The organism is Pseudomonas sp., from assembly GCF_050739655.1.
Lineage (GTDB): Bacteria > Pseudomonadota > Gammaproteobacteria > Pseudomonadales > Pseudomonadaceae > Aquipseudomonas.
This window is the reverse complement of record NZ_JBOIBY010000394.1, coordinates 1-9,904: the sequence shown is the minus strand read 5'-3', so window position 1 is coordinate 9,904 and position 9,904 is coordinate 1. Positions and strand designations below refer to the sequence as shown.

The 9,904-nt window shown below is 55.4% G+C and carries 9 protein-coding genes; all 9 read right to left on the bottom strand.

From position 1 onward, the window contains the following. Nucleotides 1-115: 115 nt before the first annotated feature. Entirely contained in the window at nt 116-373 is a 258-nt protein-coding gene (atpE, locus tag ACRESJ_RS19095) for a F0F1 ATP synthase subunit C (RefSeq protein WP_003097235.1), read from the bottom strand. Between the two features lie 134 nt (nt 374-507). Then, nucleotides 508-1,377, bottom strand: a complete 870-nt coding sequence (gene atpB / locus ACRESJ_RS19090; RefSeq protein WP_431759278.1) for a F0F1 ATP synthase subunit A — start codon at nt 1,375-1,377, stop codon at nt 508-510. Between the two features lie 16 nt (nt 1,378-1,393). Further along, nucleotides 1,394-1,801, bottom strand: a complete 408-nt coding sequence (locus ACRESJ_RS19085; protein ID WP_431759277.1) for a F0F1 ATP synthase subunit I — start codon at nt 1,799-1,801, stop codon at nt 1,394-1,396. Between the two features lie 148 nt (nt 1,802-1,949). After that, nucleotides 1,950-2,822 carry a ParB/RepB/Spo0J family partition protein gene (locus tag ACRESJ_RS19080; RefSeq protein ID WP_431759276.1) on the bottom strand — a complete coding sequence of 291 codons (873 nt, stop codon included), beginning with the start codon at nt 2,820-2,822 and terminating at the stop codon, nt 1,950-1,952. A gap of 9 nt (nt 2,823-2,831) precedes the next feature. Next, nucleotides 2,832-3,629, bottom strand: a complete 798-nt coding sequence (locus ACRESJ_RS19075; protein ID WP_431759275.1) for a ParA family protein — start codon at nt 3,627-3,629, stop codon at nt 2,832-2,834. A gap of 18 nt (nt 3,630-3,647) precedes the next feature. Next, nucleotides 3,648-4,292, bottom strand: coding sequence for a 16S rRNA (guanine(527)-N(7))-methyltransferase RsmG (rsmG, locus tag ACRESJ_RS19070; RefSeq protein WP_431759274.1), 645 nt, complete (start codon nt 4,290-4,292; stop codon nt 3,648-3,650). Next, on the bottom strand, nt 4,289-6,181 hold the full coding sequence (gene mnmG / locus ACRESJ_RS19065; protein WP_431759273.1) for a tRNA uridine-5-carboxymethylaminomethyl(34) synthesis enzyme MnmG: 1,893 nt from the start codon (nt 6,179-6,181) through the stop codon (nt 4,289-4,291). The genes rsmG and mnmG overlap by 4 nt, the downstream gene beginning before the upstream one ends. 552 nt (nt 6,182-6,733) lie before the next feature. After that, nucleotides 6,734-8,104, bottom strand: coding sequence for a tRNA uridine-5-carboxymethylaminomethyl(34) synthesis GTPase MnmE (gene mnmE, locus ACRESJ_RS19060; RefSeq protein ID WP_431759272.1), 1,371 nt, complete (start codon nt 8,102-8,104; stop codon nt 6,734-6,736). Between the two features lie 79 nt (nt 8,105-8,183). Continuing rightward, entirely contained in the window at nt 8,184-9,863 is a 1,680-nt protein-coding gene (gene yidC / locus ACRESJ_RS19055) for a membrane protein insertase YidC (RefSeq protein ID WP_431759279.1), read from the bottom strand. Nucleotides 9,864-9,904 lie beyond the last annotated feature (41 nt).

Here is a 9,904-nt window from a genome sequence, read left to right as displayed (position 1 = left end):
CAGTACAAAAATCAGGAACGCAACGGACTGGCCAATCAGGGTCGCATTAATGTTCACGCCAACACCTCGCAGTTACGTTGTCCATCACACCAAATTACCCGGAAGATCCGAGTAATTAGCCAGCGATCTGACCAACGAACGGGTTCGCAAAGGTGAAGAACAGAGCGATACCAACACCGATCATGGTTACGGCGTCGAGCAGACCGGCAACGATGAACATCTTAACTTGCAGCATTGGAACCATTTCTGGTTGACGCGCTGCGCCTTCCAGGAACTTGCCGCCCAACAGGCCGAAACCAATTGCGGTACCCAGTGCGCCCAGGCCGATCAACAGTGCAACAGCGATAGCGGTTAGACCAACTACAGTTTCCATCTTTCCTCCCGACTTTTACGTCGTATGGTTTAGGTTTTTTTAATTTAAAGCGGTAAAACAAATCGTTTCAGATGCTCCGTTAGGAGCCCCCTCCCGTTTAACCGGGAGGGACATCAGACTAGTCGAAACTGGTCTTAATGGTTTTCTTCGTGCGCCATCGACAGATAAACGATGGTCAGCATCATGAAGATGAACGCCTGCAGGGTGATGATCAGGATGTGGAACACAGCCCACGCCCACTGCAGAACGACGCCCAGGCCACTAAGCCAGAGCAGACCGCTGCCGAACATCACAGCAATCAGAATGAAGACCAGCTCGCCGGCGTACATGTTGCCGAACAGACGCAGAGCCAGGGAGATCGGCTTGGCGATCAGTGTTACGAATTCCAGCAGGAAGTTCACCGGGATCAGCAGGGCTTGAACGAGGATGTTCTTGCTGCCGAACGGGTGCAGGGTCAGCTCGCCGATGAAACCGCCGAGGCCCTTGACCTTGATGCTATAGAAAATGATCAGCGCGAAAACCGAGAACGCCATACCCAGGGTCGCGTTCGGGTCGGTGGTCGACACCGCGCGGAACGGGATGTGGTGATCGCCGGAAATCAGGATGGCCAGCTGAGGAATCCAGTCGACCGGTACCAGGTCGACAGCGTTCATCAGGAAGACCCAGACGAAGATGGTCAGTGCCAACGGCGCAATTACCGGGCTACGGCCATGGAAGCTGTCTTTCACGCTGCCATCGACGAATTCGACCAATACTTCAACGAAGTTTTGCAAAGCACCCGGTTGACCGGAAGTCGCTTTCTTTGCCGCCATGCGGAAAAGAAGAACGAAGATCAGACCCAATGCGACCGACCAGCCGAGTGTATCGACGTGGAAAGCCCAGAAGCCCATTTCCTTGGCTTCAGCTGCGGTGTGGGCAAAGCCCCAGCCGCCGGTAGGGTGCTGACCGAAGGTCAGGTTCTGCAAGTGGTGCTGGATATAGCCCGAAGCCGTTGTTTCTGCCATGGTTGCCTCAAACGCCCTAAGGTCTCGAAAGTCTTGTTCTCATCAACAGGGGAGCGAACCAGCTGACCGACTGGGTCAGCACGAAGGCACCGAATACTGCAATCGGCGCCAATGGCTTCACACCTGCAAACACCAGTGCAAACAGCACTGCCGTCAAAATCAATTTCCCTGCCTCGCCGGCATAAAACGACCGGACGATGGACTGGGCTGCTCGGGCGCCGGAAAACCGAAATGCCTTGTGAGCGAAATACACATTGGGCAGCGAGGCTATCAGGCCTCCGCAAAGTCCCGAATACCCGGCAACGACTCCGTACCATTTCCAAAGCGCCAAAGCGGCAATGATCAAAACGATAAACTGAGCCATTAACACCGGAAAAACTGCCAGGCGATGGAACGGCAAGCGGTTTGGCGTGCGGGTTTCCATCACATTTGCTCTCCAATGGTCGGCTGCCGAAATTCAATAACTTGGCATAATTTGTGCCGACAAAATGCGCGCAGAGTATAGGGGCGGTTTTGCCCCTATTCAACTGTCAGGTAGTGATTTCCGACTGCGCGCTACATGAGGAAATGTTTCAGCGGATATGTGCGAGCACACCCTGAAGTTCATCAAGTGAATTGTAGCCAATCACCAATTGCCCTTTCCCCTTCTTACCGTGTCGGATCTGCACCGCAGAGCCTAGGCGCTCGGCCAGACGCTGTTCCAGGCGGGCAATATCCGGGTCCGGTTTTGCAGGTTCAACAGGCTCCGGTTTACCACTCAACCACTGGCGAACCAGTGCTTCAGTTTGGCGCACAGTCAGTCCGCGTGCGACAACATGTCGCGCCCCTTCAACCTGTTGATTGTCAGGCAAACCGAGCAAAGCACGTGCGTGCCCCATCTCCAGGTCGCCATGGGACAACATGGTCTTAATAACTTCCGGCAAAGAGATCAGGCGCAGCAGGTTGGCCACGGTCACCCGGGACTTACCTACAGCTTCGGCCACTTGTTGCTGAGTCAGCTGGAATTCCTGCTGCAGGCGCTGCAAGGCCACCGCTTCCTCGATCGGGTTGAGGTCTTCGCGCTGGATGTTCTCGATCAGCGCAATCGCAATGGCCGTTTCATCCGGCACATCGCGCACCATCGCCGGGATGGTTTCCTGCCCGGCCTGCTGGCTGGCACGCCAGCGGCGTTCACCCGCGATAATTTCATAGCGACCGCTCCCGATAGGACGAACCACAATCGGTTGCATCACGCCCTGGGCCTTGATCGACTGCGCCAGCTCTTCGAGTGCCTGAGGATCCATATCGCGTCGCGGCTGGTACTTGCCTCGCTGGAGCAGGTCCAATGGCAGGTGTTGCAGCTCACGGTCGTCGGCTTGCGCCGCTTGTTCTTCCAGTGCGCTGACAGTCGGACCACTCAGCAGTGCATCCAGTCCACGTCCGAGACCTCGTTTCTTGACGGCCATGGGGATTCCTTAAGTTGCCTGAGCGGCGGCGATGCGTGAGTTTTTACGCTGACGACGAACCATTTCGCCCGCCAGAGCCAGGTAGGCCACAGCACCGCGCGATGCTTTGTCATATGCCAGGGCCGGCATGCCGTAGCTTGGCGCTTCGGCCAGACGGATGTTTCGCGGAATGACTGTGTCGTAGAGCTGATCGCCGAAGTGCTCCTTCAACTGGGCCGATACATCGTTCATCAGACTCAGGCGCGGGTCATACATCGTACGCAGCAAGCCTTCGACCTTGAGGTTCGGATTCAGCAGTTCGGAGATACGCTTGATGTTATCCACAAGGTCACTCAAGCCTTCGAGCGCGAAGTACTCGCACTGCATGGGGATAATGACCCCGTCGGCCGCCACAAGGGCGTTCAATGTCAGCATCGACAGCGACGGCGGGCAGTCGATCAAAATGTAATCGTAGTTTTCACGAATCGGCGCCAGCGCACTGCGCAGGCGGCTTTCCTTCATCTGCATTTCCAGCAGAACCACTTCGGCGGCAGTCAGGTCGCGGTTAGCCGGCAACAACTGGTAACCACCGTGTTCGGAGAAGTGCATGGCCTGGGCCAGATCACATTCACCGATCAGCAGATCGTAGACCGAGTTTTCCAGGCCATGTTTATCCACACCGCTACCCATGGTGGCGTTGCCCTGTGGATCGAGATCGATCAACAGCACCCTGCGCTTGGTGGCGACCAGGGATGCTGCGAGGTTGATGCAGGTGGTGGTCTTGCCCACACCACCCTTCTGGTTCGCTATCGCGAATACCTTAGCCATTCTTGCTTGTGTTCCCAATCATGCCGTGCGGCGCAGTATCAGCAGATGGCGTTGGCCTTGGCAACCGGGTACGGCCAGGGCGTGTTCGCTATCGAGGTGGAAGTCTGTCGGCAATGCTACCAGCTCATCGGCGGGATGAACGCCCTTCATTGCCAGCCAACGTGTATCAGTGTCGCCAAGGTGGCGAGTCCAGTTGCTGAAGTTTTCCATGCTGCTGAAAGCCCGGGAAATAATCCCGTTGAATGGCTGGGCAGGCTGGAAGGCTTCGACGCGACTGTGGATAACTTGCAGGTTATCCAGCTTGAGTTCGAGTTTCACCTGGGTCAGAAAACGGGTTTTCTTGCCGTTGCTGTCCAGGCAAGTCACTTGGGACTCAGGAAACAGGATGGCCAGTGGAATTCCCGGCATGCCACCGCCGCTGCCGACGTCCAGCCAGCGACCGTTTTCGATGAACGACATTATGCTCAGGCTATCGAGCAAATGCCTGGAAACCATTTCATCGGGATCGCGTACGGCGGTGAGGTTGTAAGCCTTGTTCCATTTGATCAACAGGGCCAGATAACCCAGCAGCTGCGCGTGCTGGGTTTCCGTCAGTGCGACCCCAAGCTCACGAGCACCTGTGGATAACTCTTCTGCGTGTTGCGAAGTGACCAACGAACTCAAGCGCTTTGCTCCAACTGACGGCCCGCGCCGCGTTTTTTCAAATGAATCATCAACAGCGAAATCGCTGCCGGCGTGACGCCCGGGATACGCGACGCCTGGCCCAAGGTTTCCGGACGGGTCGCACCGAGCTTGCCCTGAATCTCTTTGGAGAGACCGGAAATATTCGTGTAATCGATATCCACAGGCAGTTTGGTATCTTCGCTGGCGCGCAGACGGGCGATTTCATCCTGTTGACGATCGATGTAGCCGGCGTACTTGGTCTTGATTTCAACCTGTTCCGCGACCTGTGGATCTTCCGCCCCTCCGCCAGTAACGGCAATCAGACCAGCGTAGTCGATTTCCGGACGGCTCAGCAGGTTCAGCAGGTTGTATTCGTGGGTCAGCGGAGTGCCGAATTTTTCGGCAATTGCATCGCCTTGTTCGGTGCCCGGGCGTACCCAGGTGCTTTTCAGGCGCTGCTCTTCCAGCTCAATGCTTTCGCGCTTTTTGCAGAAAGCTGCCCAGCGAGCGTCATCCACCAGGCCCAGTTCGCGACCTTTTTCGGTCAAGCGCAGGTCGGCGTTGTCTTCGCGAAGAATCAGACGGTATTCGGCACGGGAGGTGAACATTCGGTACGGTTCCTGGGTACCGAGGGTAATCAGGTCGTCGACCAGTACTCCGACGTACGCCTCATCGCGACGCGGGCACCAGGCTTCTTTGCCTTGGGCACGCAATGCAGCGTTGGCTCCGGCCAGCAAGCCCTGGGCGCCGGCTTCTTCGTAACCTGTGGTGCCGTTGATCTGCCCGGCGAAGAACAGGCCGCCAATGACTTTGGTTTCCAGGCTGTACTTCAGGTCGCGCGGATCGAAGTAGTCATACTCGATGGCGTAGCCCGGACGCACGATGTGCGCGTTTTCCATGCCGCGAATCGATTGCACAATCTGCAACTGGACGTCGAACGGCAAGGATGTGGATATCCCATTCGGGTAAAGCTCGTTTGTAGTCAGGCCTTCCGGCTCGATAAAGACCTGATGGCTTTCCTTGTCGGCAAAACGATGGATCTTGTCCTCGATCGACGGGCAGTAACGCGGGCCAATACCTTCGATGACACCGGAATACATCGGCGATCGATCAAGGTTGGCGGCGATGATTTCGTGAGTCCGCGCGTTGGTATGAGTGATCCAGCAGCTGATCTGCTGTGGATGCAACTCTTTGGAGCCCATGAAAGACATCACCGGAATCGGTGTATCGCCTGGTTGCTCGGTCATCACGGAAAAATCCACAGACCGGGCGTCGATACGTGGAGGTGTACCGGTCTTCAGGCGGCCGACGCGTAATGGCAGTTCACGCAGACGGTGTGCGAGAGCGATCGACGGTGGATCACCCGCCCGGCCACCGGAGAAATTCTGCATGCCGATGTGGATAAGTCCACCGAGGAAGGTCCCAGTGGTCAATACCACTGAATCGGCCAGAAAACGCAGACCCATTTGGGTGACGACACCACGCACTTGTTCCTGCTCGACGATCAGGTCGTCGGCAGCCTGTTGAAATATCCACAGGTTCGGCTGGTTTTCCAGGATTTCGCGGACAGCGGCCTTGTATAGAACCCGATCTGCCTGAGCGCGGGTTGCGCGCACGGCCGGGCCTTTACGGCTGTTCAGTACACGAAACTGGATACCACCCTTATCGGTAGCCAAGGCCATCGCGCCGCCCAGGGCATCGATTTCCTTGACCAGATGACTTTTGCCGATCCCACCGATGGCGGGATTGCAGCTCATGGCACCGAGGGTTTCCACGTTATGCGTCAGCAACAGGGTTTTCACCCCCATACGTGCTGAGGCCAGTGCTGCCTCGGTACCGGCATGACCGCCGCCGATGACGATCACTTCAAAACGGGAAGGGAAATCCACCACGCACCTCGTGCCTGCTTAAGTAGGTAATTCAGGAATAGTTTGAGCTCAGGTTTTTGGACCTGGTCGACAAGTATAGGGACTTCGCCCTTCCTAAAGAACCCTTTGCACAAAAATTAACCAGCTGTGGAGAAGTCGCGGTTATAGAAATTAAAAAGAGAGAAATTTATTAAATCTTTGTTTTTATGTTTATTTCTACTGAGCATAATTTCTGTGGATAGATCGCTACAGGCCTTTATCTTCGATATGTACAGCGATTCAAAACCCTGTGACCATGTGCCAATGAGACCCTTGGATAACCGGTTTAAGGCTGTGGATGAAAGTGCCTGTTATCCACAGATGGGTTTATCTTCAGTTTTCAGGCCCTGTTATCAACGGCTCTTAGCCAGGGTTATTCACAGGGCTTAATCCACAGAAAAATGCCTGGATGAATAAAAACCGCCCACACAAGTACCGCTCAAGCAGAAAGGAACCACTCAGCACTGGAGGTTTTTAGGGGGAAAATGAAGAACAGGCAGGCACAGATGGCCTGCCTGGAGACAACGAAGAGAATTATTTACCGATGCAGAAGCTGGAAAAGATTCTTCCCAACAGGTCGTCAGAACTAAAGGCGCCAGTAATTTCTCCTAGCGAATGCTGAGCCTGCCGTAAATCCTCTGCCAGCAACTCGCCGGCACCGGCCAGGGTCAATTGAGCGCGGCCGTGTTCCAGGGCTGCACAGGCATGACGCAGTGCCTCTAGATGCCGTCGTCTAGCACTGAAACTGCTTTCTGACGTCTGTTCGTACCCCATGCAGGCCTTAAGATGCTCTCGCAGAAGATCTAGGCCGTCGCCGCCGGACTTTGCACTCAGGCTGATGGTGACGTGACCATCCTCACTGACTTCCAGAGTAATGGCTTCACTAGTCAGGTCCGCTTTATTACGAATAAGCGTGACTTTCGCCGGATCTGGACGGGTTTCGAGGAATTCCGGCCACAGTGCGAAAGGATCGAGCGCTTCAGGAGCCGTGGCATCAACCACTAACAGCACGCGATCCGCCTCGCTGATTGCTTTCAACGCGCGTTCAACCCCGATTTTTTCCACATGGTCGTCTGTATCGCGCAGACCAGCTGTATCGACCACGTGCAGCGGCATGCCATCGATGTGGATATGTTCACGCAAAACATCCCGGGTGGTACCAGCGATCTCCGTTACGATGGCAGCTTCCCTGCCAGCCAGTGCATTGAGCAGGCTGGATTTGCCGGCATTCGGACGACCGGCAATCACCACCGTCATGCCATCACGCAGTAAAGCGCCCTGCCCGGCTTCTCGCATGACGGTGGATAACTCATCGCGTACTTTGTCGAGCATGCTCAGCACATGGCCATCGGCGAGGAAGTCGATTTCTTCTTCCGGAAAGTCGATCGCGGCCTCGACATAAATCCGTAAACCGATCAATTGTTCCGTTAGGTTATGCACGCGTGCAGAAAATGCACCCTGCAACGAACGCAAAGCATTTCGGGCAGCCTGTGCAGAACTGGCTTCGATCAGGTCGGCAATGGCTTCTGCCTGAGCCAGGTCCAGTTTGTCATTGAGGAATGCACGCTCGCTGAATTCTCCCGGGCGGGCCAGACGGCATCCCAGTTCCAGGCATCGCTTGAGCAACATATCCAGAACTATCGGACCACCATGACCCTGGAGTTCAAGGACATCTTCCCCCGTGAACGAGTTCGGCCCCGGAAAATACAGAGCAATTCCCTGATCGAGCACTTCGTCGTGCTCGCTGAAGAATGGGCCGTAATGGGCAAATCGCGGCTTGAGTTCGCGCCCACAGAAGGCTTTGGTCGCAACGCTGGCCAACGGCCCGGAAATACGGACGATGCCTACACCGCCTCGACCTTGAGCAGTGGCTACAGCGGCGATGGTTTCACGAGGAGCGCTCATAAACCGGTATCCAGACAAAAGTGACAGATAGCAAAACGCCCCACTAGGGGGCGTTTTGAGTGGTAATCCACAGTGTAAATCAGGCAGCTGCTTTGGTAGCTGCTTCGATCTTACGAGTGATGTACCACTGTTGGGCGATCGACAGGCAGTTGTTCACTACCCAGTACAGCACCAGACCAGCCGGGAACCACAAGAAGAAGAACGTGAAGATGATTGGCATCATTTTCATGACTTTCGCTTGCATCGGATCCGGAGGAGTCGGGTTCAGCTGCTGCTGGATGAACATGGTTGCGCCCATGATGATCGGCAGAATGAAGAACGGATCCTTGATCGACAGGTCAGTAATCCACAGCATGAACGGCGCCTGGCGCATTTCAACGCTTTCCAGCAGAACCCAGTACAGGGAAAGGAAAACCGGCATCTGCACGAGGATTGGCAAGCAACCACCCAGCGGATTGATCTTCTCTTTCTTGTACAGCTCCATCATGGCTTGCGACATTTTCTGCCGATCATCGCCATGTTGCTCTTTCAGGGCAGCCAATTTCGGTGCCACTGCACGCATGCGCGCCATGGATTTGTAGCTGGCGGCCGACAGAGGGAAGAAAATCCCCTTGATCAGCATGGTCAGGAAGATGATCGACCAACCCCAGTTACCCACAATGGCGTGGATATGTTGCAGCAACCAGAAGATCGGTTGAGCGATGAACCACAGGATGCCGTAGTCGACAGTCAGTTCCAGACCTGGGGACAACTCTTTCAGGACTGCCTGGCTTTTCGGGCCGGCGTACAAAATGGCGCTGGTTTCAGCTTTGGCACCCGGTGCAACGGTCAACGAAGGACCTGTGTAACCGATGATGTAGTTGCCTTTGCTGTCTTTACGGGTCTGGACGACATTATTTTCGCCCTTCGCCGGAATCCACGCGGTCACAAAGTAGTGCTGCAGCCAAGCCACCCAACCACCGGTGACGGTTTCTTTCAGCTGCGCCTTGTCCATGTCTTTCATGGACACTTTCTTGTACGGCTCGGAACTTGTCCACAGGGCGGCGCCCAGGTAAGTCGCGGTGCCGGTGGCGGTGCTGGAAGAAGGATCGGAACTGGCATCACGCTTCAACTGCGCGAACATTGCGCCGGACCATGGTTGAGCGCTTTCGTTGTCGATCAAATAGGAAACGGTTACGTCATACAGGCCACGTTTCAGGGTGAAACGCTTGATGTAGTTGACGCCGTCCTTGCTGAACTTCAGGTCCACGACCAATTGGTCTTGACCGTCAGCCAGTTGATAAACCTTCTTCTCCGAGGAGTAAACCGGACGACCGGCTGGATTTGCGTCCGGGCCGTTGCTGCCGATCAGGCCACTTTGAGCCAGATAAGTCCTTTCGTTGCCGTTATCAAACAGCTGGAATGGAATTTCCGGATGGTCCTGGCGACGTGGATACAGCGGCAACTTCAGCTGGGCGATGTCACCACCCTGTGGATCGACAGCCAGATCGAGCACATCCGTTTTGATCTGGATGAGATCGGTGCTCACGGCTACCGGAGTTTCGGCAGGTGCGCTGGTATCGTTTGCGGCGTGTGGAATGTCGTCACTGACTGACGCTTTATTGCCAGTTGCCGTATCCGGGAGGCCCGGTGCGGTAGTACTGGAAGCAACATTCTGAGTCGGCAGGGCAGCTTGGCCATAGTCCTGGTTCCATTTAAGAACCATAACGTAGGACACGATTGCCAGGGCGACGATCAGGATCGTGCGTTTGATATCCATGATTACTCGGCCATCGAAGAAGAACGGGAGGTAGGGATAGG